The sequence below is a fragment of the Vibrio tasmaniensis genome (genome assembly GCF_024347635.1).
GTDB classification, from domain to species: domain Bacteria; phylum Pseudomonadota; class Gammaproteobacteria; order Enterobacterales; family Vibrionaceae; genus Vibrio; species Vibrio tasmaniensis.
In genome coordinates this window covers 2,994,306-3,020,380 of record NZ_AP025510.1, presented here as the reverse complement: position 1 = coordinate 3,020,380, position 26,075 = coordinate 2,994,306, and the positions used below count along the sequence as shown (strand labels likewise).

Sequence of the window (26,075 nt, the reverse complement as noted above, 5' to 3'; positions counted from 1 at the left end):
TATGAAAAAAATCATACGCAAGATTAAGAAGCTAATATTCATTCGTGATCAAAAAAAACAGAAGAACTTCCTTTCTCGAAAATCAAACTTTACAGACACTCAATTTGAAGGCTGTAACTCTGTAGCAAGCGATTGTGATGTGAATGCTTCATATATTGGCTTCGGTACTTATATTGATACTCATTGTAATATGAACAATGTCAAAATAGGTCGTTTTTGCTCGATTGCTAATAATGTGAAAATTGTCCTAAATAACCACCCGGTTAATGATTACGTGTCGACTCACCCATGCTTTCATCGTGCCGATCATCGATTGATGCAAAAACAAGGGTTGGATTTTAACAAAGGTACTATTTACTCGCATACTAAGTATGTTGAGGAGCATTACCAAGTTGTTGTTGGATCCGATGTTTGGATTGGTGAAGACGTGAAAATATTCCCAGGAGTGGCTATCGGGCATGGTGCAGTGATTGCAACAGGTTCTATTGTGACCAAAGATGTAGAAGCATTCAGTATTGTGGGTGGTGTTCCAGCGAAAGAGATTAAGAAGCGCTTTACTGAAGACGAAAGGGAAGCTCTTTTAATGGAACAGTGGTGGGAATGGCCACTTGAAAAAATCAAAGAGCATCAAGGTGCCTTTATTAATATCAAAGATTTTAAGTTATTGATTAGTTAGAAACTTCTAACTAATCAATCGAGTCTATATGCCTACGTGTAGGTTTATACTCATATGTAGGTTAATACCCCACATATGGGTCTTGTCCATTCCTACGTGTTTTTAACAACTTTAAAATCCACATGTACTGCTCAGGTTTCGGATTAACAAAACCTTCAACGACTTCATTCATTGCCCTAGCGTCTTGATGTTCATCGCCGGATAATTCAATGGGTGCTTTGATTTCAATTTCGTATTTACCCGTCTCAATATTATAGCTGGCGAAGGTTGGAACGATCTTCGCTCGGCTTACTTTTGCTAGTTTTCCAAGTCCGGGCAAGGTTGCTTTTTCAGTCGCAAAGAAATCTGAGAATACACTTTGCTCTGGGCCATGGTCTTGATCTGGCAGGTAATATCCCAAGTAGCCATCTTTGACTGATTTGATAAAAGGCTTAATGCCGCCACTGCGATCATAAACTCGTCCGCCATACTGAACTCTTTGCTTGTGCATGAGCCAATCGGTCAGAGGGTTTTTCTGGCTATTTGCCATCGCAGAAACGGGTAAGCCTCTTGAAGCTAAAAGGATAGCCGGAATGTCGATGCACCAAGAGTGAGGTACGAGCAAAATAGCACTTTGATTGTCTTTTTGTAGCTGTTGTAAGTGTTCTAATCCAATGATTTCTGAGTGTTTTTCAAGCCAACGTTTACTGCGTAATGATATGGCAGGAAAACCAAGTAAAAAGGCGCCAGCAGTTGTTAGGCAATTGGTTAGAATGGTTTCACGCTCTTGAACAGACTTTTCTGGAAAACAAAGCGCGAGGTTTATACGTGCCTTTTGTACTGAGCCACGTTGCTTCTTCGCCATTTTTGTCGCCACGAATTTTGCTATGGCTACTCGAATCGAGTTTGGCAGCAAAGAAATGGGTAGACATAGGCATAGCCCGAGCCAAGTTCCCCAGTGTTTTGGTGATAAAAACGCACTGATGAATTTGGGGTTGTATGCTTTAGGATCGTAGTCGTCGCGTTGAGTTGTCACTGTAAACCTTTAACTGGCGATATATATTGAACAAGCTAACAGTATACCGTTAGCTTGTTTTCGGGAGAGTGTAATCTAGCGATTAACTGACTGCATGTACTCGCTGACGCCTTCAGCAACCGATTTAAATTGAACATCGCAACCGGCATTACGCAACTTAGTTAAATCAGCTTGAGTAAACTCTTGGTAAGCACCTTTCAAATGCTCAGGGAATGGGATAGTTTCAATCTCTCCCTTACCGTGATGTTTAATCACCGCTTTTGCGACTTCTTCAAATGATTCGGCATTACCTGTACCTAGGTTGAAGATACCTGATACGCCATTTTTTAAGAACCACAGGTTTACGGCCGCAACATCACCAACATACACAAAATCACGCTTGAAGGTTTCGCTTCCTGCGAATAATTTCGGGTTTGCACCAGCGTTCATTTGATTGTTTAGGTGGAAAGCGACAGAAGCCATGCTGCCTTTGTGCTGTTCACGTGGACCGTAGACATTGAAGTATCGAAACCCAGTGATTTGAGAAAGCGTTTCGTTGTGTGCGGTTGCATCTGCAGTTAAGCGACGCACATAGTTATCAAATTGCTGTTTTGAATAGCCGTATACGTTTAGCGCGCCTTCGTACTGCGGCTCTTCGATAAAGGTATCGGTTTCACCATAAGTGGCAGCAGAAGAAGCATACAAGAAGGGGATCTCGCGCTCGATACAGTAATGCAGTAACTCTTTAGAGTATTCATAGTTGTTGAGCATCATGTATTTGCCATCCCACTCGGTGGTCGCAGAACATGCACCTTCATGGAAAATAGCCTCAATATGACCGAAATCATCACCAGCCATAACTTGAGTTAGAAAGTCATCACGATCCATGTAATCGGTGATATCTAGGTCAACCAGGTTCTTAAATTTTTTGCCATCTTTTAAGTTGTCGACAACTAGAATATCGTTGTGGCCTGCTTCATTGAGCGCCTTAACAATATTGCTGCCAATCATGCCTGCACCACCAGTTACGATAATCATATTTCTTCCTACTTTTTTGAATACAAACTCACACGAGTATAGCAAGGAACAAACGAAGCGAGCTAGCGGAATAATTCTTTAATTCTAGTGTGATATGGTGATGTTAATTGAGATATTCTATCCATTTTCATCAGAGCTAATTCGACCAGATGTGAACAGGTCGATCTATCTGTTTAGTGGCGATATACTGAACCACTAAACGGATAGGGATACTAATGCTAATGAAAACACGTGACAAAATTGTTTACGCAGCTCTAGAGCTTTTTAATGAGCACGGCGAGCGTAGTATTACGACCAATCATATTGCTGAACACATCGAAATCAGCCCCGGAAACCTCTACTACCACTTCCGCAACAAACAAGAAATTGTACGTGATATCTTTACTCTCTACTCGACAGAGTTACTTGAAAGATTTACTCCGATTCAAGGGCAGCAAGAAAGCCTGACGCTACTAAAAAGCTACTTAGATTCCATCTTCACATTGATGTGGAAGTACCGATTCTTCTATGCGAACCTGCCTGAAATATTGTCTCGTGATGAAAAACTGCACCTTGATTACATGGCCGTTCAAGAAAAGCTGCAAACGAATCTTGTGGATATTATGAGAGCCTTTGTTGAGTTGAACTTGCTCAAAGCAACCGATACAGAAATGAAATCGATGGTGACTTCTCTTCACTTGATCGCATCGGGTTGGTTGGCCTATCAGTCTGCGATGTCTCCAAAAGCTCAAATTACAGAGCAAGTTGTGCATCAAGGAATGCTACAGATGATCGCAACAGTTAAACCGATTGCGACTACTCAAGGTTTTGAGCAGCTAACATTGCTAGAAGATGGTGTGAGAGCGCTGAACTCTAAGTAGGCTGCTCAAAAAAAAGATGTATTTTAAGTAGCTGCATCATTCCCTACAGCGAGAGCGAGGAACGAGCGTGATAGGGAATCTTTTTATGTCAGGGCTCGAAAGATGATTCACGGCAGTATGAGATAGAGATTCCAGATATTTCGTCCCTCAATTCTGGAATGACGAAGTTTTATAAGTGATGACTCCCGGGCTGAGGGGGTATATGTTTCTTTTCCTAGAGCCCACTCTTCATATCATACATCTAGGTTACTCGAATACTGAATCTGTTCTTACCTAACCAACCATCTTTTCGGGTTTTGAGCTTGGCTGTTTCTACGAATTTCGAAGTACAGCGATGGGCGGGTTTGACCACCTGTGTCACCTGCAAGCGCAATAGCCTCACCCGCTTTCACCTTGTCACCTTCTTTCTTTAAAAGCGCTTGGTTAAAGCCATAGAGTGTCATGTCGCCTTTACCGTGGTCCAGCAGTACCACTAAACCATAACCACGCAAATATTCGGCGAATACGACGGTTCCTGAGTAAACAGATTTTACCTGCTGACCGTATTTCGCTTTGATCACCATGCCTTTCCAATTTACTTGGCCAGTTTGGCGTGAGCCGTAGTTATGCAGAACTTTATCTTTGATTGGCCAAGGCAGTTTACCTCTACGTTTGGCTAAGCCGTCCATAGGGACAGCATTGCGTCTCTCTCGTGCGGCTTTTTCTGCTTTCGCTATTTCGGCTTTTAGGCGAGTTTCATTACGTTGAAGTTCGGCTAAGTAATTTTTGTCGCCAGAGATGTTTTTCTTAATACTGCCGACGGTCTTTTTACGCTGTGTTTGGGTCTGCGATAGTTTATTGCGCTTTGCTACCTGTTGATTTAACAGCGTTGCTATTTGTTCTTGCTCAAGTTGGCGTTGCTTATGGCTTTCTTCTAATTCAAGTTGAGTTTGTTCGATCGTTTTGATTGTTGCAGATCGCGCTTTGGCGAGGTGTTGGTAATAGTGACTAATGCGGTCCTCTTCAACGCCAGTATTTAAGATGTGAGAAGAGGCTTTGGCTCTGCTGGTCATGTAGTAAGTTTGAATCAGCTGCTCTAACTTATCGGTATGGGCTTTTTTCTGTGCTGTAAGCGCTTTAATCTTATTATCTAAGCTAGCAACATTAGCATTGGCGGTATTGAGTTGTTTTTTACTTGTTTTAATGGCTTTTTCAAGCAAGGAGATAGAGAGCTCTTGTTGCTTGAGGTTTGCCTGTAAATTGTCGAGCTTCTTCTGTTGTGAGGATAGTGTTTTTTGTTGACGAGATATCTCACTCGACACACCTTTCAGCTCCCCTTTCGATGCGGCAAGTGGCGATGCAGAAAAAAGAACAGCGCAAAGGCTGGCAGATATCAAAAGAACAGTGCTAATTACTTGGACTGGTTTCATCATTATCGTCATGTTGCTCTTATTAGTTTTCAGCATCTGCTCTTAAGTCTTTCGTATCTCGGCTCATCGAACCTAGAATCAGCTCTTATATTCCATCACCATGAATGAAATTTTGCGAGCGACCATTGAAGCCTTGGTCCATATCTAAAGATGGTTTATCTGTTTTCGGTTTTCCGACAATTTTTGCAGGAACGCCTGCGACTGTTGTATGAGGCGGTACGGCTTGTAGAACTACAGAACAAGAACCAATCTTCGCGCCTTCACCCACCTCAATGTTACCGAGTATTTTCGCACCAGCACCAATCATCACGCCTTCACGGATTTTAGGGTGACGATCGCCACCTTCTTTACCCGTACCACCCAACGTAACGTCTTGAAGGATTGACACATCATTTTCAACTACGGCAGTTTCGCCAATCACAATACCTGTCGCGTGGTCGAGCATGATAGCTTTACCGATACGAGCCGCTGGGTGAATATCAACTTGGCAAGCAACTGAAATTTGGTTTTGTAGGTAAGTAGCAAGTGCGATACGCCCTTGTTTCCACAACCAGTTAGCTACTCGGTAACCTTGCAGAGCGTGGTAGCCTTTCAGATAAAGTAGAGGCATCGAGTACATCTCGACCGCAGGATCTCGATTTACCGTCGCGCAGATATCACAAGCAGCAGCATCAATAATCGATTGATCTTGCTTAAATGCTTGCTCAACTACTTCACGGACTGCCATTGCTGGCATTGAAGCTGTCTTTAATTTGTTTGCTAGGATGTAGCTAAGGGCTGCGCCTAAACTTTCATGGTTGATAATAGTGGCATGATAAAAACTCGCAAGCATAGGTTCTTGCTCTGACTGCTGTCGAGCTTCCTTCACTATGCATTGCCAAACTTTTTGCTGTTCACAGTGTTTCATTTTTCCATCCATTCCTTTAAACCAGATACGCGTAGCGAGATGAGAGATATGAAGAGCTTAGAAAAGCCAATTAGCGTAAATGAGATTCCAGATACTTCATTCTTCAATGACGAGCATTATACTAACGTCATCTTCAAGAGTGAGGTACGAGCGAGTTGGAGAACTTTGTTCGGGTCATTTACTTTATGCTATTTGCATCTTGATTACCCGTACCTCTAACTCTCTTCGTATCTCGCTTACTCTAATTTCGTATCTGCTCTTACTATCTTTCTGACTTTTTGTCTCTAGCAAGCAGATCTTGTGCTGCTAGGTGTGCATCTTTCCCTTGATACAACACTTGATAAATCTGTTCAACAATGGGCATTTCAACGCCCATACGTTCTGATAGTAACCAAACTTCTTTGGTGTTGCGATAACCTTCCACTACTTGGCCAATTTCTTCTTGTGCTGTATCTACATCTTTACCTGCGCCAAGTGCCAAACCAAAGCGACGGTTACGTGATTGGTTATCAGTACAGGTTAGCACTAGGTCACCCAATCCAGCCATGCCCATGAAGGTTTCTGGTTGCGCACCAAGAGCTGCGCCTAGTCGACTCATCTCAGCTAGACCGCGAGTGATAAGTGCAGTACGTGCATTGGCACCAAAACCAATACCATCCGACATGCCAGCACCAATGGCGATAACGTTTTTAACCGCGCCACCAAGCTGCATGCCAATAAAATCTGAATTTGCGTACACACGGAACGTTTTGCCACAGTGAATCTTTTCTTGAAGTTGCTCAAGGAATTCTGCATCAGGGGAAGCCACAGAGATTGCCGTTGGCATACCCATCGCTAGCTCTTTGGCGAAGGTAGGTCCTGATAGAACTGCTAACGAGTACCCATCACCAAGCACATCGTGAGCGACATCTTTAAGTAGGCGGCCTGTTTCTGGCTCCAAGCCTTTTGTTGCCCAGCAGATACGAGAACAATCTGTTAAGTGAGGCTTAAGGCTATTTAAAACGATACCAAATACGTGGCTAGGGACGACAACAAGAAGATCACGACTTGCTGTTACTGCCTTCTCAAGATCCGACTCGATGATTAGGCTTTCTGGGAAGTCGATATTCGGTAGAAACTCATTATTTGCGCGCTCGGATTCGAGGCGAGCCATGTGAACAGGATCATGCCCCCACAGAACAACGTTTGCACCGTTACGCGCTAGAGAGATAGCTAAAGAGGTTCCGTAAGAACCTGCGCCAATTACTGTCATGGCGATCTCTTTGCCGTAAGCGTTTGTCGAGATTGTCGGGCGAATTGTTTCTGTCATGCTTCCACCTAAAAATAATGAGGGAAATCGAAGAGTTCTGGAAAAGCTTTCCACTAAAATCAGAGGAGCTTTCAATTTTAGTACAGTGTAAAGAAAAAATGCACATCGCAGAAGTTGCGATGTGCATTTAAAAGCTAACTAGCGCTTGAATCGTTAGAGTTAAGCTCTACTTTGAGACTTAAGCTTGTTCGCCTTCAGCTTGTTGAGCTTGGTTTTGTAGGTAGTTCATGAACAAAGCATCAAAGTTAACAGGTGCTAGGTTCAGTTGTGGGAACGTACCTTTAACCACTAGGCTAGAAATTGTTTCACGAGCGTATGGGAACAGGATGTTCGGGCAGAATGCACCTAGGCAATGAGCTAGTTGGCCAGCTTCCATTTCGCTTGCAGAGAAGATGCCGCCTTGTTGAACTTCACAAAGGAATGCAGTGTCTTCTGCGTTCTTAACTGTAACCGTTAGACGTAGGATTACTTCGTACACGCCTTCGCCAAGCTCACGGCTTTGAGTGTCTAGGTCCAGTTTTACATCTGGGTTCCACTCTTTTTGAAACATGTCTGGAGAGTTTGGCGCTTCGAAAGATACATCTTTTAGGAAGATACGTTGGATTGCGAAGTTCTGTTGTGCGTCTTGTTGTGCTGCTTCAGCCATTTTCTTGTCCTTAAAAATTTATAATTAGGTTTCGTTCGCCATCTCTGTTGAACAAAACCTTAAAGTCATATTCGTTTAGTTAGGTCAGCTTACCTTTAACTACTTTTTACCTTTCACCAAAGGTAGGTTAGCTTCGCTCCAAGCCACTAAGCCGCTTTTCAGCACACTTACATTTTCGAAACCTGCTTTAACCAGTAGGTTAGCGCTTTCTTGAGCAGTTTGACCTGTCTTGCATACTACGATGATTGGGTCTGCTTTGCGGCTTTCAAGGCTACCAAAGCTATTTGCTTTGATATCTGACGGCAAAATGTGAACTGCGTCAGTAATATGGCCCTTTTTGAACTCATCCTTAGTACGAATATCAACCACAACGCCATTTTCACGGTTAATCATGTGTGTGGTTTGCGCAGCAGTGATCTCTTTGTAAGCTGCGTTTGATGTCTTGATAACGTTCGCAATGATGGCAACAACCAAGCCGATCCATACGATGGCTAAAATCATATTCTCTTGAACAAATGGAACTAACTCTTGCATATCTTGAACTCTTATTCGTTATTGGGCGAAAAATTATAGGGTAGGAGTATAGCTATAAAGGGGGGGAGAATACAGAGGAAGCATATTGTTGTGTGTGAGTTAATGTATTAGCGGGGGGTATATACTTATTGTCTATGATTTATCCGTTTACTTGATTGAAGTTATTAATTATGATGCACAAACAGTTACTTAAGCTGAGTGACTGGTAGGGTCTATGTCATTAGTCTCTATTATAAACGTTTATATTATTGGAAATCATTATGAAAAAGATGGCTCTAGCCGCTGCATTAGCAGTTAGCTTCTCAGGTGCTGCATTTGCAGCTGAAACGACAGCAGCAGCGGGTACAGGTTCAGGTACTGGTACAGCAGCAGGCGCTGGCGCATCTGCTGCAGCAGCTGGCACAGCAACAACAGTTGCAGTAGCGACAGCAGCAGTAGCAGCAGCGGCAGCAGTAGCTGTTGCTTCTAACGAAAGCGGCGCAACGACTACAACAACAACTCGATAATTTTTGAGTAATACATGTTTTAGTTAACGTATGTTTAAAACCATTTTGTGTGAAAGCATAAAGTGGTTTTTTTTATATCAGATTTTCATATTGGACATCAGCAACAAGATTGCTAGGAAGCAGAACTCATCATGCTTAAACCTCTAATTATATCTCTTGCTCTTTTTCTTGTTGGTTGTTCTCAGCAGTTTCAAGACGTCAATTCCACTTTTGATGAAGCCTTTTTTGGAAGCTCCGATGTTGAGGTGTCGAAGGAATATATTCAAACCTTGCCTTATTCAAGTATTTATGCGGAAGTGAATGATCAAGGTAAGATCTTCATGGTCTTAGCTTTCGTCGGTGAAAACCCGCAAACGGGCGCAGAACAGTTAAAGTGGATGTCTTCAGACAAAGCGATGATCGTCACTGAAAATGGACGTATCGTACAAACCTTACTGCTTCCTTATGAAAACCTTTCTGGTTTGGCATTCCAACCATTAAATACCTTCTCGTCTGTAAACCGCTCGTCAGCCGATTATTCTTCTACGTTTGATGTGTCTGCCAACCCCGGTGCTCAAAAATGGCAAGCGGTTTACGACTGGCAACCTGATTATCGATTCGGCTATAAAGCGAACATCACCCGAACGTATGAGGGAAATGAAACGGTTGAAACTCCGTTAGCGTCTATCGATACCAAGAAGTTCCAAGAAAAAATTCAATTCCCAATGTTAGAACAAGAGATTACCAATGAATATTGGGTCGACAGCAAAGGCAAAGTGGTAAAAACCATACAGTATTTAGGCCCTGATATGACAAGGCTTGAGTTAACCGTCCTTAAGCATTATCAAAGCAATTAACGAACAGGGTAATGAACTAAAATGATGAATTATATGAATCATGTATCAAAAATGACTGGACGTCGGTTGCTAGGGGGAGGAGCTCTGTTGATGTTGAGTGCGCTGTTCTCTTTGTGCAATGTTAGCTACGCTTCTCCGATTAAGACAACGGTTGAACTTCCCCTTCAAGGTGTCACGCTTGAGTATAAAGCTGACGTTCGAATGCTGCAGGTGTTAGACGATGCGAATTCTAGCTTTAACGCGAACAGTGGTATTGGTTACTTCCCCCTTTCGGCTCAACTGTTTGATAAAGCTAATACTGAAGCTATCGAAGCCAAAAAGCGCAATGTACTGAATCAGCTTGAAGCCTTCGCGATAGAAGAGCCAGAAGCAAACTTAGTGCGCCAACAATTAACTTCTTTCCAATATCTCAATCGAGTTTTTATTGAGTTAGACCGTAATGCCGTTATCTCTCAATCAGATAAGAATCCACTGCTTGTTTCCAGCTCTAATCTAGAACAAAGCCTGAATCTAAAAAAAACATCGGCAACTCAAGCTCGAACTCAACGCTTCTCTCTGTACTTACCACAACGACCAACGTCAATTCAGTTGATGGGGGCAATGAAAGAGTCGGTAACAATGAATCTGATTGAGCATGGAACGTTGAATGATTATCTCGATGCATTTCCGAACGGCTTTATTGGTGAATCCGCAGATAAAAGCGTGGTGTATGTTGTTCAGCCAGATGGCGTGGTGCAAACCATTCAATTTGCGTACTGGAATGAACAGCCGGTTTATTTAGCGCCAGGTGCTATCGTATTTATGGCGTTCTACTCTCTGCCATCGGAATACTCAACGTTGAACCAAGATATTGTCGATTTGCTACGTCATAAGGTTGGCCTGTAATGCTGAAACAGAAATCATTCCCTCTATCGGCAGTGAGCACATCGGTTACCTGCGCCTTGTTAATGGCCAACAGTGGCTTTGTATTTGCTGATACGGTTCGTGGTGAAACAACCATTGGTTCCTCTTCGATTCGATCTGAAAAATCATCATTCGACGACACAGAATACAGAACGTCGCAAATGAACTTTGGTGGTGTCGGCTTAATGCAAATGCCGACAGGACGAATGGCACCAGAAGGCGAGTTCAACTTTAGTGCTTCGTTTAACAATGAATACCATTTTTACAACGTCAGTCTACAGGTGATGCCTTGGCTTGAAACCACCATTCGTTACACACAAGTACAAGATCTGCTTTATAGCGGAGGCGCGGACCAAGATTGTTCTCAAAACTCATTCAGTGGCTGTACCAAATACACAGATAAAGGCATCGACTTTAAACTGCGCTTAATCGAAGAAGGGTATTACTTACCGGAAGTGTCGGTAGGTGTGCGTGATTTTGGTGGTACCGGTTTATTTGATGGCGAGTTTGTCGCAGCCACTAAACGCTTTGGTCCTGTTGATTTTACTTTGGGTATGGCATGGGGATACATGGGTACCAGTGGCAACTTCACCAACCCACTGTGCAAAGCCAGTGACAAGTATTGCGCGCGCCCGTCTGATTTTAAAGGTAATGGTGGCAGTGTCGATTTTGATCGCTGGTTTAAAGGCGATGCAGCGATTTATGGTGGCTTTGAATACCAAACTCCGTATAAACCGTTAACTTTGAAGCTTGAATACGATGGCAATGATTATTCTCAAGACTTCCCTGTAGTACGTGGTGGTGTCGACATGACACAACACACGCCATGGAACGTGGGTGTCGTGTACCGTTTCACCGATTGGGGCTCGGCTAAAGTCAGCTATGAGCGAGGTGATACGCTAACCCTTGGTTTCGATCTCTCTACCAATTTTAATGAAATGTATTCCGTGTGGCGAGATACCGAAACAGCAGACTTGCGCCCGAGTAGTGTCGAGACGGTTGATGACATCGATATGGCGGCTCTTGCAAGCCAACTTGAAACGATCGCTGGTTATGAACAAGCGCAAATCTTGGTCGACGATAACAGCATTGTAGTCAAGGGCTCTCAGGTTAAATATCGAGACAGAGACATCGCCGTTGAACGCGGTGCGACCGTGATCGCGAACGCTGTGCCAAGTTACATTGATACTTACAAAATAATTGAAAACGATAAATCGTTAGAACTCACCGAAACAACGGTAAATGCACAAGCGTTCAAAGCGGCGGCGAACAACAATTATCTTAACGCTCAAACCAGTGATGCTTCACGCACTCACGAATTAGAACACAAGAAATCCGTTATCTATCATGATGGGCGTGAGCGATTCGATGTATCGATTTCACCAAACCTCGCTCAATCGTTCGGTTCGGCTGAAAACTTTTATTTATACAGTTTGGGTTTATACACCAATGCTTCGTTCTGGGCGTTAAACAATGTTGAACTGTCGGGTTCTCTGTACGTTAACTTAGTCGATAACTACGACAAGTTTAATTACGAAATCCCATCAGACGGCACTGACCAAACGCCAAGAGTAAGAACCTTGTTCCGCTCTTACGTTGACGATCCGGTTCGCTTAGATCGCTTGCAACTGACTTGGTTTGAAGATTACGGCAGAGGTATCTATACCCAAGCTTACGGTGGTTACCTAGAGAGCATGTTTGCGGGTGTGGGCGGTGAAGTTCTTTATCGACCATTCAACCAAAACTGGGCCATTGGCGCAAACATGACAGCAATCAGTCAGCGCGACCCAGAAAGCTGGTTTGGCACGTTTGATGAAGAGGTTCAAGTTAACCCAAGTAATAGCGGTCGAACGTACAAAGTGATCGACAAGGGCACGACTGGCTTTATTACCGGTTACTACACTCCACAATGGGATTTCTTGAGCGATACCCTGCTTAAAGTGGGCGTCGGTAAATTCCTTGCTGGTGATATAGGTGCTCGTGTCGACTTCTCTAAGCAGTTCAAGAGTGGTGTTATTGCCGGTGCGTTTGTCAGCTTAACCGACATGACAACTGAAGAGTACGGTGAAGGCAGCTATACCAAAGGCTTCTATGTATCGATTCCGTTTGATCTTGTTACCGTGAAACCAAGCTCAAGCCGCGCAGGCTTTACCTGGTTACCGATCACTCGTGATGGCGGTCAAATGTTGAATAAGCAATACAACTTGTTCGATCAAACTGATGCTCGCTCACCTTGGTTCCAAAGGCCAAGTAGTGTGAAATAAATAGAGTTTAAAAGAGGGGGAGAGCGGCAGGCAACATGCTTCCTAACTAACGACATTCGAGAAGTTAGGTGTTTTTTTGCTTAATCTTATGCAATTCGCTCTATAGTTTTACTTCAAACTCAGTCAATGAGGTTGATTATAAACATAATTAATGGATAATGCATGTGCGGCAAAGTGGGCATATGAAACTAAGCTACTTGGCGTAAGTTCTACAAGCTCCAACTCTGATTTATATCATTTAGTTAGGTTAAATTAACTCACGCAGTGTGATTTCGCGGAATATCAAGGGGCGGTAGCTTTCCTGAACCTTGAGTGTAAAAGCGATGGACCATCAGCTATCAAGCCTTTTGCTTTAATACCTGGAACATTGTGTTAGAGCTAAGATAGCTAAATTTTTATAGGATATCTTTTGGGATATCGCCCACATTTCGTTTCTATGAATTGGTCAACATGAAGATTAATAAAAATCGACTCCTATTAGGGCTTCTTCCTGCATTATTAGCAGGGTGTGCAACTCCAGGAACTCATCTTTCTACAAGCAACAAGAATTTAATTCAGCCTTCAGAGCAACAGCAAGAGTCGGACATTTCTGATGTGGTTAATCTTTATCCACTGACAGCTCAATCTGTATTGAGTTACCGAAGTGAGCTTTTATCCGTTTCACAAGCTAATCCGGCATTAGATGTTGATATCGCAAAGTATGAATACCAAGTGGGTGTCGGTGATATCTTGAATATCACCATTTGGGACCATCCGGAACTGACGATTCCAGCGGGCTCTTACCGCAGTAGTACCGAAGCGGGTAACTGGGTTCATGCTGACGGCACAATTTTCTACCCGTACATTGGTACAGTAGAAGTATCAGGAAAAACCGTTCGCGAAATTCGTTCTGATATATCGCTACGTTTGGCGAAATACATCGAAAGCCCTCAAGTTGATGTCAATGTTGCAGCCTTCCGCTCTAAAAAAACCTACATAACTGGAGAGGTTTCAACGCCAGGTCAGCAACCGATAACCAATATTCCGTTGACCTTATTAGATGCAGTGAACGGTTCCGGCGGTTTGTCTGAAGATGCTGATTGGCGTAATGTTTCATTAACCCGCAATGGCGTGGAAGAAAACCTTTCGCTTTACGGCTTGATGCAACGTGGTGACCTAACGCAAAATCGCTTACTGCAAGCTGGTGATATTGTTCATGTGCCTCGAAATGACAAGCAGAAAGTCTTTGTGATGGGTGAAGTTAAAGAACCTAAACTATTGAAAATTGATAGAGTGGGGATGAGTTTGACTGAAGCTCTCAGTAATGTTGGTGGAATAAATGAACTGACAGCTGACGCAACTGGTGTGTTTGTGATTCGTACTTCTGATGATAAATCAGAACGCATGGCAGATGTTTACCAACTCAATATAGAAGATGCCTCTGCATTGGTGATTGGTACAGAGTTTGATTTAAAACCTTACGATATTGTTTACGTCACGGCCGCACCAATCAGCCGCTGGAACCGTGTTGTCGGGCAGTTGCTACCAACCATTAGCGGATTTAATAATTTAACCGAAGGTGCATTGCGTATCCGTAATTGGCCTTAGGTTAAGGAAGAGTAGTCATCAGGTCACATTTACGTGTGGCCTGATTTTTTATGTTTGCAGATGATTCCAGTTTAACTGCTCGTTTAGTCCCTAAGTTCATTCAGCTTATAAGTCCATTACAATTGGAAGTCAGTTATGTTTGATAAAATTTTAGTCGTATGCGTGGGTAATATTTGTCGTTCTCCGACTGGAGAGCGAATTTTACAAAAATTGCTGCCTAACAAAGAGGTAGCTTCTGCCGGTATCGCTTCTGAACAAAGTCATTTAATTGGGAAACCAGCAGACAATACAGCAATTTTGATTGCCGCTGAAAATGGTGTAGATGTTGAAAACCATCAGTCTCAGCAAGTCACTCCACAGCTTTGCGCTCAGTATGACTTGATCTTGGTGATGGAGAAGGGGCATTTAGAAGCGCTCACTAAAATATCGCCAGAGGCTCGCGGTAAAACTATGTTATTTGGCCAATGGATTGTTCCGAAAGACATCCCTGATCCTTACCGTCAAAGTCGTGAGGCGTTTGAACATGCTTATAGACTAATTGATGAAGCAGCGCATGCTTGGGCAAAAAAACTGTAGATATATTTTACCGTATTTAAATGTCGTGCTCTAAACGTAAACGTGGTCAAGCCACCAACAGCATTAGTAAAAAGAGAAGTACGTGGAGCATAATATATCTTGAATAGCAATAATTTAGGAAGTAGTAATCTGATGACAACACAAACATCTCAGCAATCGCATACGGATAACTCTGATGAGATAGATTTAGGAAAACTGCTTGGTATCCTGCTGGACGCTAAATGGCTAATCATGCTAACCACATTCGCTTTTGCTGTGTTTGGTCTTGCGGTTGCCGTGCTTTCAACACCGATATATAAAGCCGATGCAATAATTCAAATTGAAAAAAAGAGCTCTGGCGGAATTTCATCGATGGTTGGAGATATGGGGGATTTATTCTCTCAAGAATCTTCAGCTACGACAGAAGTAGAGATCATCAAATCTCGTATGATCTTAGGTGAAACAGTTGATAAATTCAATCTTACTACTGTGACCTCTCCGACCTATGTCCCAATCGTCGGTAAGGGTTTTGCACGCGTAACCGGTGATATCAACCATATTGTGGTGAGCCGTTTTACGTTGCCAAGCTATGCGAGCGAATATGCTCACACGATTCAAATTGTAGATGCCGAGCAAGGTACTTACCAACTGGTACGTGACGATGAGCGCGTTATCTTAAAAGGCAAAATGGGTGAACTAGCCACCGCTGACGACTACAGCGTGTTTGTGGTTGGCTTTGAATCGCATAACGACTTTGAATTCTCGATTAGTCAACGTAGCCGACTAGAAGCAATTGAATGGCTGAAGAAATCTTTGTCTCTTTCTGAGCAAGGTAAGCAAACCGGTATTCTGAAGTTAAGCTTTGAAGGCGAAAACAAACAGCAAATTTCTGAGATACTTAACCACATTAGCCAGATCTATTTCTTACAGAATGTGAAGCGTAATTCAGCGGAAGCAGAGAAGAGTCTCTCTTTCTTAGAAAGCTACCTTCCGGGTATCAAATCTGAGTTAAACGGTTATGAAGATGTACTAAACAATTACCGCCAAAAGAACGAATCGATAGACTTGGGCTTAGAAGCACAGTCAACCCTAAAGGTCATGGTAGAGCTTGAAGCACAGTTGAATGAGCTGACTTTCAAGGAGAGCGACATCAGCCAACGCTTCACTAAAGATCACCCGGCTTATAAATCACTGCTTGATAAACGTGAAACCTTATTAGGTGAGCGAGCGCGTCTAAACAAGCAAGTGCAAAAACTACCCAAAACACAACGTGAAGTACTGCGTATGACACGTGATGTTGAAGTAAATCAACAAATTTACATCCAGCTTTTAAACAAGGTCCAAGAGCTAAGTATCATTAAAGCTGGTACGGTCGGTAACGTTCGTATCTTAGATGACGCTCAAGCGTATGCTCACGCTGTAAAACCTAAAAAGCCGCTGATTGTTGTATTAGCAACGCTACTGGGTGGGATGCTAAGTGTTGCGTTAGTGTTAGTGAAAGCAGCGTTCCATCGCGGTGTTGAAAGTCCAGACCAAATTGAAAAAATTGGCCTTCCAGTATATGCAGCCGTTCCCAAATCAGATTTACAAGTAGAGTTAACCAATCGCTTTAAGTTGAAGAAACAGAAAACTAAGGGTACTCAAGCACTACTTGCCGAATCCAACCCTGCCGATCTGTCCATCGAAGCACTACGCGGCCTGCGTACCAGTTTGCACTTTGCGATGCTAGAAGCTAAGAATAACATTCTGATGATTTCAGGTCCTGCGCCGGGTATCGGTAAGTCATTTATCTCAACCAATTTTGCCGCGGTTGCAGCAAAAACAGGCCAAAAGGTGCTGTTGATTGATGCGGATATGCGTAAAGGTTACCTACAACAAAGTTTTGGTTTTAAGTGGGACAACGGTCTTTCGGATTTGCTAAGTAGCAAGCAAGAATTTACTCAATTTATTAAGACTGTGCCAGTGGACAACTTAGATATTATTACTCGAGGCCAAGTGCCACCTAATCCATCTGAATTGTTAATGCATCCACGCTTTGCAGATTTAATGGAGTGGGCGTCAAAAGAGTATGACTTAGTGATTATAGATACCCCTCCGGTACTTGCGGTAACTGACCCTAGTATTGTTGGCGCTTTTGCTGGTACCACATTAATGGTGGCGCGTTTTGGTCTAAATACTATTAAAGAAATTGATGTTGCTCGTAACCGTTTCGAACAATCTGGTATTGAAGTGAAAGGCGTTATCTTCAACGCTATAGAGAAAAAAGCATCAAGCTCTTGTGGCTATGGATATTATAACTACGCATACTCTAATGATAACCCTCAAAGAAGCTAGCTCTAAATAGACTGACTTATGGGAATGGTCTCATCTGAAGCTTTAGAGTGTACGGGCAATGTTATGTGCTTAAATATAGTCACAAGACTTGACACAAATTGGCTTGACCGGTTTTAACAGATTGCAGGATTGCAGGATTGCAGGATTGCAGGATTGCAGGATTGCAGGATTGCAGGATTGCAGGATTGCAGGATTGCAGGATTGCAGGATTGCATACTTTTTCTGTTACTTTCAAGTTAATAAAAAGGAAGCATAATGGCATTAGCAGCGTTTAATGTGTTTGATTATGATGGGATTCGTGCGATCGAAAATAGAAAAATTTAACTTTACCTTCAATTTCCTGCATCAATAGTGAAATACTTTGGTGCAAGAAAGATCTAATCAATGCTCAATCGAGCAGCCGGTGAAAAGCGTTCAATTGTAATTTTTAACTTAGATCATTTTGATGATCTGGAACTGATGAAACAGTGTATTAAGTGTGGTGCGGTTCAGTTATGGATTTCTTTTTACACATAAGTATTGATGATATAGGTAATATAGGGAGCATGGTCGGAGGGCGTCGGATATTGATTGAGGGAAAGCTTGCTCAAGTTACTGGTGTTGAGGACGTCAAGGCTCAGAGCTAGCCTGAAGATGCCCCATAAGAACTAGCATCTTACCGTAAGCGTTTTCACGTTAGTCGGGCTAGTTGTTTCTGTCATGCTTCCACCTAAAAATAATGGGCAAATCAAAGAGTTTAGGAAAATCTTTCAATCTTAGTACAGTGTAAAGAAAAAATGCACATCGCAAAAGTTACGATGTGCATTTAAAACTAGCTATCTAGTAAAAGCTCGGCTTTAAGGATTAGCTAGACTTAAGTTCTATTTTGAAACTTAAGCCTGTTCGTCATCTCTGTCGAAAAAACCTTAAAGTCATATTCGTGTAATTAGACCAGTTACCTTTAACCAAAGATAGATTAACCTCTCTCGAAGCCACAATGCTATGTTCAGGCCGGGGGGAAGCTGCCGCGCATTCTTTGTAGGCTGTATTTGATTTCTTGATAACATTGCAATACTGGTAACAACCAAGTCGATCTATACGGTGGCTAAATCATATTATCTTGAGAAATGGAACTGACTCTTACATCCCCCTGTTTGAATTCGACACACAGCACTCATAAGGCATAGACTAAGTTTAAATATAATTAAAAAAAGTCTAAGCTAATATAGATCTTTAGTTGATTCATGCATTCAGTGTTAACTCATGTCACATTGACTACCCATGAAGCAATGTGACGTGAGTTAGATTCTTAGCTTTGTAAAGAGAAGTGGAATAGGATGGTTTCGAAAGGAGGAGCTAACCCGTTACTTGGTAGGAAGTTGAGTTTAACAACTTACGATATGCAGGTGAGCTCAGTATCGGTAACTTAAGCTGGTTTCATTGTTCAAAAACACGAACAGCCAGTTTTCAACTAAAATTACAATGAAAAACCTAAAGCAATATTCGTCAAAATGTTGGGTAACAATCGAAAATATTAGATAGAGTATATCCCTTCTATTTGCTACTATCTACTGTTTAATCACAATCTTCACTACAGCATATGTTGAACCTTTGCTTTTGGGAGCCAAACTCAAGGGCGGTAGCGTGTCTGAGTACACACGGTAGGTTAACATTAGCGAATCTAATGCTTATGCCAGATGCTTTGAGCTATTTTTGAAAGCAGAATGAAATTCAGGAGTGGCATTCGTGATAGGAAAATGAAGAATAATAGACTGAAAATTTTTACTAACAAAGCGTTGCAATGATGTGTGCTTAATGTTGGGCTTATCCTGAGGTGTATACTTTAACTATGAACGGAAAGAACTTTTGAATAAAATCTTACTAATTAAAGATAACCATCATGATCATGAATGTTTTTGTTATTTAACCTCAGAGTTTGAATTTTTTGTTTTAGAGGTAAATTAATGAAATTTAAATCAATATTCGCTGTGCGGATTTTAGGTCTTTTATTTTCCTTTCTTCTAAATATTTATGTAGCAAGAACATATCCAGGTTCTACTGTAGGGCAATATTTTTATTTGGTTCAAATTGTGACTTTAGTCTCGATAATAGCAAGGTTTGGAAGTGATACTAGTTTGTTGAAACTAGCCCATACGTTCAATTATAAGATTAAAAATGACGTTCTGTTTTTTTCAAGTAAAATATTTGTTTACATAGTATCTTTACATCTTTTTGTTTACTTCTTCTCATTAAGGATATTAGACTTCGATTTTTTTAATGGTTCAGGTTTTACAGTTAGTCAGTTCTTATATATAATAATACCATTTTCAATCACATGTTACTGTTCAGAGTATTTGAGAGGTGTTAATGAACATAATAAAGCTAATTTTTGTCAATTAATACTACCTCCTGCTTTACTGATAATTTTAATATCGAGCACATCAAGTTCATTGATTTACTCTTATACAGTGTCCGTTACTATGGCTTCACTTGTATCTGCTTTTTTTTATTTTAAAACAACTCCCAGCAAACCATCACTAAATAATAATATCTATTCTAGATATAAACAATCACTACCAACTTTTTTCTATATTAGTGTCTTGAATGTGGGTTTGAGTAGTATCGATATTATAGCTTTAGAAGCCTACTCCTCAAGTGAGTCCGTTGCAATTTATGGTGTCGCGATTCGATTGTCTGGACTTGCTGCAATGCTTTTGATAATTGTAAATGGTATTATAGGCCCAACTTTTTCTAAACTATATGAACAGAAAAAAATAAATGAGTTAGTTAAAAATTATCAAAAAATTAGTTTGTGTTTAATGATTGCAGCCTTACTAATGTTGATGTTATCAATATTTTTTGGTGAATGGTTTATTACCATTATATATGGAGAAAGCTATAGAAACTCGTATAGTATTTTCTGTATTCTTGTTTTAGCTCAAGCATTTGCATTAGCAACGGGACCTACTGCTTATTTGTTAATGATGACGGGATATGAAAATTATCATCGTAATATATTGATTGTATCTTTTTTTATTAATCTGATACTTAACTTGTCTCTTATACCTATGTATGAATTGTATGGTGCTGCTGTAGCAACAACATTCTCAATCATTATAAAAAATGGATTAGGCCTATTTGTGGCAAATAAAAAATTTGGCATATTTAAAGTGAAAAGAGTATGAAATGAATGAATTAAATCTTATTATAATTTGGGAAAATGCTAGAGATAAAGAGCTAGATATTATTCAGGATATTGATAGTTCTTTTCGGATCGCTGGTGTTTATTATATACAATGGGATAAAGAAAAATTTGGTCAAAATTTAACTAGGTTTTACGGCGAAAAGCTACCATCAGGTTCTCATAAAGAGAAACATTGTGGAAATGGTGAGTTTGTATTAGTTACTTTTTATGATGAAAACCCTCATTATGAGAGTCGACCAACATCACGTGGAGTGCCAGAAAATGTTAATGTCAATGTTTTTGATAAAAAAGTAAAATACCGAGAATGGACTGGCGGGGGGCATAAGATACACTCTACGAATGGTGAGCATGAAACTAACCATGATCTTGTTTTATTGTTAGGAAAAAGCGTAAAAGAATATAATATTGAACGCCATGATACTATATTTGATTTAAGTCAGAATATAGAGATAATAGATAATAATCTATATGGGGCTGATGGTTGGAGTAGTTTTCAAGAATTATTTTGTTTTTTAAATAAAAGTATTTCTTACTTGGTTTTACGAAACTTTGAAGAGCTACCTGAAAATTATTTGATTAATGATCATGGTGATATTGATTTCTTAACTTCAAATATCAAGGAATTTGCCTATATATCCAATGCTGAGCCATTGAATAATAATTTCCGACCTCAAGCATATTTATTAAAGGTTAATAATGAATATGTAGAGATTGATATCAGAGATAGAAGTGATGGGTATTATGATCCGATTTGGTCTGACAATATCTTAGATTCAGCCATATTAAATGAGAAAGGGATATACATCCCATCAACTGAAAATTTCTTGCCATCTTTAGTCTACCATGCACTTATTCATAAATACTCAATTACTGAGGACTATAATAATAAATTTCTTAGAGAGTTAGGGAATGTTGATTTAATAAGCTATCTAAATAAATTTATGGTCGATAATGATTACAGAAAGACAAAACCACGTGATGTAAGTGTCTATTTTAACGAGAAAAATGCTAAGAAAATCAACTGCGATACATTACCAATTTCTAAGTTGTCTGACATAAAAAGAGTGTTGAGACAGACTAAGTATAATATTAGGTCTTCGATCAGACCTTGTCTTGGAAAAATGTTGCACATTATTCGACAATCTAAAGTTGTTTTACTAACTGCTAAATTATATTTTGATCTAAGATCTAGAGGTTATTCCAGTATAAGGTTTCATGCATTTGAATCGTGGCATAATGAGACGGTTATATTTACAGCGGTAATTAATGATAAGAAGTATTTAATAAAGTCAGGTAAAAACAGTCTTGTTGCGAAAAGAGAATTTATATCTTTGAACTTAGTTAGGGATTCTGGTATTTCACCTAAAGCACTTGCTTTATGTGATATAGATAAGTCTACGAGTTATGTTGTTATGGATTTCTTAGATAATGCAAAACCTATTGATGTCTCATGTAGTAAAGTCGAAGTCGGGATTTTTTTGGAAAAAATCAACAACACACTTATAGACAAGAACATTATCCACCGAGACATAAGACCAGATAATATACTTTACACAAGTGATGATAGATTTTATCTAATTGATTATGGCTGGGCTATTGTCGAGAGTAATAGCTTTGATGATGATAAGTTTACTGCGTTATTAACGAGACTTGGTAGTAAATATCGTTACACATCAGAAGAATGGCGAGATTCATCATCAATAGCACATATGTATAAAGATCTTTTCGGCGGCGACTTGAATTTGATCGATAGTAAAAGTTACCCCAGCTAATGAAATATTTTATTTTTAATCCTTTTTTTATACTAGGTTCAGTACTATTATTTTCAATTTCGACTACATATCTTGGTTGGAGTGAATTGTTTGAAGTAGTGTCTGATGAAACTTTATATATATATATATATTCATCTGTAGCAATGATTGTTCTAGGTGTTTTTTTTCAAAGTAAGATTTCAAACACGTTGAAAAATAATCATAGAACATTCTTTTTTTCTTTCTTATACAGTAGGAATGATAAATATTTAATACTAGCCATTTATCTTTTCTTCTTTATAGAAGTGGTTTTCTCCGGTTATGTTCCTATTCTTTATTACAATTATGAAGATATATTAGAATTGGATTTTGGTGTCCCATTATTACACGGGTTATATGTTTCTTTTGTGAGTTATATTTCTCTTGTTTTTTATCAAAAAAGATTGTCTTGTAAGCTGAAAGGGATTGATAATAGCTACTTTTTGTATGTGATAATGCTTAATTTAATCTTTGTAATGATGGGGAGGCGAGGGATTATAGTCTTTAATGTGTTAGCATACTTATTTATGTATCTTTATTATTATGTTAGCTTTAGACGAAATATATTACCGTTATTTGTTAAACTATTAGTGTTTGTTTCTCTGTTCCTCTATTTGTTTAATTTGATGGGTAATGTTCGACTAGGTAAAGATTCTAATGAATATATCCTCACTGTAGGTAAAGCATCGCAAGAATTTAGAGATTCATATGTTCCAAAAGAGTTTTTTTACGGATATTTGTATATTTCGTCTCCCGTGTCTATCTTCGATGTCAATCGTAATATTAGTGAAACTAGCATTTATGACTTCCTTTTAGATAATATTGTTCCTGACTTTATAGCCAGGCGTGTGAACAACTTTAAAGGAGTTGAAGCAGTTGACGTTAATGGCTTTACTGTTGGCGGGCTATACCTTAAACCTTATAATCATCTTGGGGTTTTAGGGGTTTATGGAATTTTATTGTTTTTCTTCATGTTATCACTTATTGTTTTATACAATGTAATACATATAAGAAAAAGAGCACTAGTATCTTTGATGTTTTTTCTTTCTGTCACGGTTCTATTAAGTTTTCAAAACATACTTAATAGTGGAGGTTTTGTTATGCAAATATATTATTCTATTATTTTTGTTAGCCTTAGTAACGTTAAGTTTGGCGGAAGAACTATACTGCCATTAAAGAAAGGAAATTTATGTTAGATATTAGTTTTTGTATTATTCTCTATAATAAAGACTTAAGTCAAAGTGCTACAATAAGCAGCTTGCAATCAATTTTGCCAACGTTACCTTATTCATCGAGAATCGTAGTTTTTAACAATGGCCCTAATATTCAAATAGATCCCAACCAGGATGGGTTAGATCTGCATAATGTACTAGTGAATGCATCTCTAGCAAAGTTATATAATAAGTTTGTTGATGCGTATGACTCTAAGTTTTACGTTTTTCTCGACGATGACACAATATTGAATTCTGATTACATTCAAGAGTTTTTTAAAGCTAACAGCGAAATTTTTTTTCCTAAAATATACTGTAACGGAGAACTGCATTATCCCTGTTTTGATAGTCGAGGAGTTCAAACTATAACGAGTGGCCTTGTGTTAAACAAACTATTTATTCATAATATTGAAAATGAAAAAGTATTTGATGAAAGGTTTTTACTTTATGGCATAGACACGGCATTCTGTTATCAGATTAATAGGGAAGGTGTTGGTTACGAAGTTAGTGAATCAATATTAGAGCATGACTTGTCACACATATCAGGAGGAGGTAGTGATTTTAGAAATTCTGAAGTATTGTATGCAAACTGTGCATCACTAATTTCTTATTTTAGCTTTAAGTTAGCTCTGCAAATAGCTATCGGAATAGGTAAGCAACTAATGAAAGGAAATTTGAGGGTTTTAAAAAATTCCGTTATATTTTTATTGTTGAGAAGGGTAGTTAGATGAATGTCATTAGTAGTTATAGTTTTTCTTCAATAATTAGACTTGCTTTTAATTTTATTCGAACCAAAATATTTTATCCAAACTTCAGATTGTTGCGTTCCCCGTATTATTTTCGTGGTAAAAAATACATGTCAATTGGCAAGGGTTTTACATCTGGAGTTGGCTTAAGGATTGACTGTCTCAGTTTGACGGGTAAATCTCCTAATTTGATAATTGGCTCAAATTGTCAAGTTAATGATTATGTGCATATTGGTTGTGTCAATTCTGTTATTATTGGTGACAATGTTCTTATTGCGAGTAAGGTCTTCATTACTGATCATAATCATGGTGTCTCAGATTTTTCAGATATCGAATCACCACCGATCCAAAGGTCCTTAAGTTTCGGAGAGGTAAGGATAGGAGACTCTGTTTGGCTTGGTGAAAATGTTACAATTCTTCCAAATGTCAAAATAGGCAAAAATTGTATAATTGGTGCTTCGGCAGTAGTTACTAAATCAATCCCAGATTATAGTATTGCTGTTGGTAACCCAGCCAAAGTGATCAAAAAATACAATATTGAGACCCAAAAATGGGTATTGCTATGAAAATCGTTTTGTCTGGTGTAAACCTAGTTGAAGCAGGTCCGCTAAAAATATTTTCTGAAGCAATCGAGGCATTTGCTATTACGGGTGAAACTATAATCTGTTTGGTCAACAGCAAAGAACTTTTCCCCCACCTAGACTACCCAAATATTGAGTTTTATGAATTTCCAGAAGTTAAAAAGAGTTGGGGACGACGTTTAAAATTTGAGTATTTAGATTCTTATAAGTTAGCTAAGGAGTTAAAACCTGATTGTTGGGTTTCAATGCATGATATGTCACCTAGGTTACCTGAATATGTAACACAATACGTTTATTGTCATAATGCTGCACCTTTCTATACTGCTGGGATATTCGACCTTTATTTTTCACCAAAGTTCTTTCTGTTTTCATTGTTTTATTTTTATCTTTATAGAATAAATTTATTTTCAAATAAAATTATATTTTGTCAGCAAGACTGGATTGTAAATGAATTCAAGAATAAGTATGGGATTAGCAATGTAATTGCAGCAAAGCCTATACTTAATTTAACATTGGATGATGATTTTGATGAGGATTTATTATTGAATATTTCTCGAGATTATTCTGAGCGCGTTAAAGTTTTTTATCCAACTCTTGCTAGAACTTTTAAAAATATAGAACTGATAATAAATGCTGTTAAGCTTTCTCCTAGCTTGGAGAAAAGTTTTGTTTTTTTTATCACGATATCAGAATCTGATTCAGCTTATGCTAAGAGTCTAGTAAACCAAACTAAGCACTTAGACTGTTTTAGGTTTATCGGGTATCAAAGAAGACGTGAAATCAACTCTTATTACAAGTCTTGTGATGTCCTACTATTTCCATCAAAGTTAGAAACTTGGGGGTTACCTATAAGCGAAGCTAAATATTTTAATCTGCCTATTTTAGTAGCAGATATGCCTTATGCGCATGAGACTATCGGCAGTTATGATAAGGTGTGCTTCGTAGACCCAAATGATGCATATCATTTACAAGTTACATTAGAGAAGTTGATACATTCTTTTGACGATGTGTTTGTTTCGGCAAGATACGAAAATAGCAATCAGGTGTTAGACGGTTGGTCGGAGTTAGTTAATGAGGTAATAGATAAGTAAACTGTTGTTTTGATATTTTAGTGAATTACCAAATTTTTTAGGGATGATGATTTTTCAAGGTTGGTGAGTTTAATCTTAAATTGTTTTTTGAGATTAGATTAAAATAGATCGGGT

The 26,075-nt window shown here is 39.5% G+C and carries 22 protein-coding genes; 15 read left to right on the top strand and 7 right to left on the bottom strand.

Annotation, left to right across the window (positions count from 1 at the left end):
- Window position 1: 1 nt before the first annotated feature.
- Window positions 2-676: a CatB-related O-acetyltransferase gene (locus tag OCV44_RS13445; protein ID WP_139685875.1), complete on the top strand. Its 675-nt coding sequence runs from the start codon at window positions 2-4 to the stop codon at window positions 674-676.
- Window positions 677-737: 61 nt separating this feature from the next.
- Here the strand turns inward: OCV44_RS13445 and lpxM are convergent, their stop codons facing one another.
- Window positions 738-1,691, bottom strand: coding sequence for a lauroyl-Kdo(2)-lipid IV(A) myristoyltransferase (gene lpxM / locus OCV44_RS13440; RefSeq protein WP_012603053.1), 954 nt, complete (start codon window positions 1,689-1,691; stop codon window positions 738-740).
- A 75-nt stretch (window positions 1,692-1,766) separates the two neighbouring features.
- On the bottom strand, window positions 1,767-2,708 hold the full coding sequence (gene rfaD, locus OCV44_RS13435; protein ID WP_139685874.1) for an ADP-glyceromanno-heptose 6-epimerase: 942 nt from the start codon (window positions 2,706-2,708) through the stop codon (window positions 1,767-1,769).
- A 221-nt stretch (window positions 2,709-2,929) separates the two neighbouring features.
- Here rfaD and OCV44_RS13430 point away from each other — a divergent pair, with 221 nt between their 5' ends.
- Entirely contained in the window at window positions 2,930-3,568 is a 639-nt protein-coding gene (locus tag OCV44_RS13430) for a TetR/AcrR family transcriptional regulator (RefSeq protein ID WP_086050227.1), read from the top strand.
- A gap of 269 nt (window positions 3,569-3,837) precedes the next feature.
- Here OCV44_RS13430 and OCV44_RS13425 read toward each other — a convergent pair whose 3' ends face one another.
- The 5 genes from OCV44_RS13425 to OCV44_RS13405 all read right to left on the bottom strand — a co-directional run bounded on the left by OCV44_RS13425 (window position 3,838) and on the right by OCV44_RS13405 (window position 8,373).
- The gene (locus tag OCV44_RS13425; RefSeq protein WP_261900924.1) at window positions 3,838-4,989 is read right to left on the bottom strand and encodes a murein hydrolase activator EnvC family protein; all 1,152 of its coding nucleotides are present in this window, start codon (window positions 4,987-4,989) and stop codon (window positions 3,838-3,840) included.
- A gap of 73 nt (window positions 4,990-5,062) precedes the next feature.
- Window positions 5,063-5,884, bottom strand: a complete 822-nt coding sequence (cysE, locus tag OCV44_RS13420) for a serine O-acetyltransferase (protein ID WP_009847961.1) — start codon at window positions 5,882-5,884, stop codon at window positions 5,063-5,065.
- 262 nt (window positions 5,885-6,146) lie between these two features.
- Window positions 6,147-7,193 (bottom strand): NAD(P)H-dependent glycerol-3-phosphate dehydrogenase, encoded by a 1,047-nt coding sequence (gene gpsA / locus OCV44_RS13415; RefSeq protein ID WP_139685872.1) that lies wholly within the window; start codon window positions 7,191-7,193, stop codon window positions 6,147-6,149.
- Window positions 7,194-7,371: 178 nt separating this feature from the next.
- On the bottom strand, window positions 7,372-7,839 hold the full coding sequence (gene secB, locus OCV44_RS13410) for a protein-export chaperone SecB (protein ID WP_009847959.1): 468 nt from the start codon (window positions 7,837-7,839) through the stop codon (window positions 7,372-7,374).
- Between the two features lie 99 nt (window positions 7,840-7,938).
- Window positions 7,939-8,373, bottom strand: coding sequence for a rhodanese-like domain-containing protein (locus OCV44_RS13405; protein WP_048612491.1), 435 nt, complete (start codon window positions 8,371-8,373; stop codon window positions 7,939-7,941).
- Between the two features lie 260 nt (window positions 8,374-8,633).
- Between OCV44_RS13405 and OCV44_RS13400 the strand changes: the two genes are divergently transcribed.
- From OCV44_RS13400 to OCV44_RS13340, 13 genes are all read left to right on the top strand, one after another.
- Window positions 8,634-8,879, top strand: a complete 246-nt coding sequence (locus OCV44_RS13400) for a hypothetical protein (protein WP_016784037.1) — start codon at window positions 8,634-8,636, stop codon at window positions 8,877-8,879.
- Between the two features lie 131 nt (window positions 8,880-9,010).
- Window positions 9,011-9,715: a YjbF family lipoprotein gene (locus tag OCV44_RS13395; RefSeq protein ID WP_139685871.1), complete on the top strand. Its 705-nt coding sequence runs from the start codon at window positions 9,011-9,013 to the stop codon at window positions 9,713-9,715.
- Between the two features lie 21 nt (window positions 9,716-9,736).
- Complete coding sequence (locus OCV44_RS13390; protein ID WP_139685870.1) at window positions 9,737-10,600, top strand: capsule biosynthesis GfcC family protein; 864 nt, start codon at window positions 9,737-9,739, stop codon at window positions 10,598-10,600.
- Entirely contained in the window at window positions 10,600-12,882 is a 2,283-nt protein-coding gene (locus tag OCV44_RS13385) for a YjbH domain-containing protein (protein WP_139685869.1), read from the top strand. Before OCV44_RS13390 ends, OCV44_RS13385 begins: the two co-directional genes overlap by 1 nt.
- A 450-nt stretch (window positions 12,883-13,332) precedes the next feature.
- Window positions 13,333-14,469, top strand: coding sequence for a polysaccharide export protein (locus OCV44_RS13380; protein WP_139685868.1), 1,137 nt, complete (start codon window positions 13,333-13,335; stop codon window positions 14,467-14,469).
- A gap of 135 nt (window positions 14,470-14,604) precedes the next feature.
- The gene (locus OCV44_RS13375) at window positions 14,605-15,045 is read left to right on the top strand and encodes a low molecular weight protein-tyrosine-phosphatase (protein WP_139685867.1); all 441 of its coding nucleotides are present in this window, start codon (window positions 14,605-14,607) and stop codon (window positions 15,043-15,045) included.
- Between the two features lie 132 nt (window positions 15,046-15,177).
- A complete protein-coding gene (locus OCV44_RS13370) occupies window positions 15,178-17,358 on the top strand; it encodes a polysaccharide biosynthesis tyrosine autokinase (RefSeq protein ID WP_139685866.1) in 2,181 nt (726 codons plus the stop codon).
- 1,943 nt (window positions 17,359-19,301) lie between these two features.
- Window positions 19,302-20,522, top strand: coding sequence for a lipopolysaccharide biosynthesis protein (locus OCV44_RS13365; protein ID WP_139685740.1), 1,221 nt, complete (start codon window positions 19,302-19,304; stop codon window positions 20,520-20,522).
- 1 nt (window position 20,523) lies between these two features.
- Window positions 20,524-22,314 (top strand): hypothetical protein, encoded by a 1,791-nt coding sequence (locus OCV44_RS13360; RefSeq protein ID WP_139685739.1) that lies wholly within the window; start codon window positions 20,524-20,526, stop codon window positions 22,312-22,314.
- Entirely contained in the window at window positions 22,314-23,528 is a 1,215-nt protein-coding gene (locus tag OCV44_RS13355; RefSeq protein ID WP_139685738.1) for an O-antigen polymerase, read from the top strand. The genes OCV44_RS13360 and OCV44_RS13355 overlap by 1 nt, the downstream gene beginning before the upstream one ends.
- Window positions 23,522-24,274 (top strand): glycosyltransferase family 2 protein, encoded by a 753-nt coding sequence (locus OCV44_RS13350; RefSeq protein WP_139685737.1) that lies wholly within the window; start codon window positions 23,522-23,524, stop codon window positions 24,272-24,274. The genes OCV44_RS13355 and OCV44_RS13350 overlap by 7 nt, the downstream gene beginning before the upstream one ends.
- Window positions 24,271-24,855 carry a DapH/DapD/GlmU-related protein gene (locus tag OCV44_RS13345; RefSeq protein ID WP_139685736.1) on the top strand — a complete coding sequence of 195 codons (585 nt, stop codon included), beginning with the start codon at window positions 24,271-24,273 and terminating at the stop codon, window positions 24,853-24,855. Before OCV44_RS13350 ends, OCV44_RS13345 begins: the two co-directional genes overlap by 4 nt.
- Window positions 24,840-25,961, top strand: coding sequence for a glycosyltransferase (locus OCV44_RS13340; RefSeq protein WP_139685735.1), 1,122 nt, complete (start codon window positions 24,840-24,842; stop codon window positions 25,959-25,961). The genes OCV44_RS13345 and OCV44_RS13340 overlap by 16 nt, the downstream gene beginning before the upstream one ends.
- Window positions 25,962-26,075: the final 114 nt, after the last annotated feature.

Coding starts and splice junctions, on each gene's coding strand:
- OCV44_RS13370 (WP_139685866.1), top strand. CDS start 15,178: ATGACAACACAAACATCTCAGCAATCGCATACGGATAACTCTGATGAG.
- OCV44_RS13445 (WP_139685875.1), top strand. CDS start 2: ATGAAAAAAATCATACGCAAGATTAAGAAGCTAATATTCATTCGTGAT.
- OCV44_RS13355 (WP_139685738.1), top strand. CDS start 22,314: ATGAAATATTTTATTTTTAATCCTTTTTTTATACTAGGTTCAGTACTA.
- OCV44_RS13400 (WP_016784037.1), top strand. CDS start 8,634: ATGAAAAAGATGGCTCTAGCCGCTGCATTAGCAGTTAGCTTCTCAGGT.
- rfaD (WP_139685874.1), bottom strand. CDS start 2,708: ATGATTATCGTAACTGGTGGTGCAGGCATGATTGGCAGCAATATTGTT.
- OCV44_RS13395 (WP_139685871.1), top strand. CDS start 9,011: ATGCTTAAACCTCTAATTATATCTCTTGCTCTTTTTCTTGTTGGTTGT.
- OCV44_RS13430 (WP_086050227.1), top strand. CDS start 2,930: ATGAAAACACGTGACAAAATTGTTTACGCAGCTCTAGAGCTTTTTAAT.
- OCV44_RS13345 (WP_139685736.1), top strand. CDS start 24,271: ATGAATGTCATTAGTAGTTATAGTTTTTCTTCAATAATTAGACTTGCT.
- cysE (WP_009847961.1), bottom strand. CDS start 5,884: ATGAAACACTGTGAACAGCAAAAAGTTTGGCAATGCATAGTGAAGGAA.
- OCV44_RS13340 (WP_139685735.1), top strand. CDS start 24,840: ATGGGTATTGCTATGAAAATCGTTTTGTCTGGTGTAAACCTAGTTGAA.
- OCV44_RS13365 (WP_139685740.1), top strand. CDS start 19,302: ATGAAATTTAAATCAATATTCGCTGTGCGGATTTTAGGTCTTTTATTT.
- OCV44_RS13390 (WP_139685870.1), top strand. CDS start 9,737: ATGATGAATTATATGAATCATGTATCAAAAATGACTGGACGTCGGTTG.
- OCV44_RS13405 (WP_048612491.1), bottom strand. CDS start 8,373: ATGCAAGAGTTAGTTCCATTTGTTCAAGAGAATATGATTTTAGCCATC.
- OCV44_RS13350 (WP_139685737.1), top strand. CDS start 23,522: ATGTTAGATATTAGTTTTTGTATTATTCTCTATAATAAAGACTTAAGT.
- OCV44_RS13380 (WP_139685868.1), top strand. CDS start 13,333: ATGAAGATTAATAAAAATCGACTCCTATTAGGGCTTCTTCCTGCATTA.
- OCV44_RS13385 (WP_139685869.1), top strand. CDS start 10,600: ATGCTGAAACAGAAATCATTCCCTCTATCGGCAGTGAGCACATCGGTT.
- gpsA (WP_139685872.1), bottom strand. CDS start 7,193: ATGACAGAAACAATTCGCCCGACAATCTCGACAAACGCTTACGGCAAA.
- secB (WP_009847959.1), bottom strand. CDS start 7,839: ATGGCTGAAGCAGCACAACAAGACGCACAACAGAACTTCGCAATCCAA.
- OCV44_RS13425 (WP_261900924.1), bottom strand. CDS start 4,989: ATGACGATAATGATGAAACCAGTCCAAGTAATTAGCACTGTTCTTTTG.
- OCV44_RS13360 (WP_139685739.1), top strand. CDS start 20,524: ATGAATGAATTAAATCTTATTATAATTTGGGAAAATGCTAGAGATAAA.
- OCV44_RS13375 (WP_139685867.1), top strand. CDS start 14,605: ATGTTTGATAAAATTTTAGTCGTATGCGTGGGTAATATTTGTCGTTCT.